Source organism: Chryseobacterium salviniae (genome assembly GCF_035819015.1).
In the GTDB taxonomy this organism is placed as follows: Bacteria; Bacteroidota; Bacteroidia; order Flavobacteriales; family Weeksellaceae; genus Chryseobacterium; species Chryseobacterium salviniae.
On sequence record NZ_JAYLAA010000063.1, the window covers coordinates 1 to 1030 of the forward strand.

General features: G+C 28.5%; 2 protein-coding genes. One reads left to right on the top strand and one right to left on the bottom strand.

All coding sequences use genetic code 11. The features are described 5' to 3' along the window. A partial coding sequence (locus SOP96_RS18335) for a restriction endonuclease subunit S (protein WP_326322342.1) occupies positions 1-783 on the bottom strand: 783 nt, incomplete at its 3' end. Positions 784-888: 105 nt separating this feature from the next. On the opposite strand from SOP96_RS18335, the gene SOP96_RS18340 reads away from it, so the two are divergent. Then, positions 889-1030, top strand: a 142-nt coding sequence (locus tag SOP96_RS18340) for a tyrosine-type recombinase/integrase (RefSeq protein WP_459349265.1), incomplete at its 3' end; no start/stop codon positions are given.

The window sequence follows — 1030 nt, forward strand, 5'->3', positions numbered from 1 at the left end:
TTWTTRYAAAAGACWGCCATTAAATAGGTTTTGTTTACCATAGATGAATTGTCCTTTTTTTCTAATAAAATAGTTTGTTGCACCTAATGATAATGAATCTGAATTTTCATTTTTATGAACACCCTTTACATGTAGTTTTACAGTTAACAATTTTTCTTTATCAATAATATTAGGTTTTATTTTGTCTGGAATTGTTAAGAAATCACTTAAAAAAATTGTGTTTAAATCTGATAAATTTTGCTTAAATAACTTTTTAATTATAAAATTCTTTTGCGTTATCAAACCCTCAATTATTTTCTTTTGGGTTGAAATTCTATTATCAATCGAAGTAAGAAATGATGATATTTTTTTTTGTTCATTAACAGAAGGAATACTACAAATTTGATTATGAACATTGTTCCTATTTAATGTTGGAACGCCCGAACCTGTTGAAAAATTCTCAATATTTATTGTCTGATATAAATAATAAATAAACTTAGGGTCATTATCAAAAAAGTTTGTCACCCATAAAGAAGTGTTATGTGGCCAATATTCTCCCTCTTCAAGAAATGTAAATTTCCCAATTGTTCCAGAACGACCAGTTACTAATCCTGGGGCTGTACATTTTGATTCATTATGGAATTTTAAAATTCCATTGCTATATACAATAGGAATATTACCAGTAACAATATTTTGTGAAGGCAAATCAAACCCTCTTTGTAAGGGAGCAATATTTTCGATTTTAATTGAAGTCCAACTTCCTTCAAACCCCGGAAATCGTAAATTAGGAAACCCAAAGTTCAATTTTCCCCAATTACATTAGGGAGTTTTTATCTCATTAATTCGTAGTCTTGATGATTTTATTGCAAAGGCTTTAACTTTAGGATTTTAATATAAAATCAAAAAATTATGACAAGAAAGAAAACATTGGCAGAAATCGCTGAATTATGGAAGAATGACAAAAAGCTGTATGTGAAAAAATCAACCTTTTCGGCTTATGTGCTGTTGCTGGAAAACCATTTATTGCCTGTATTTAAAGACTATTCTGAGA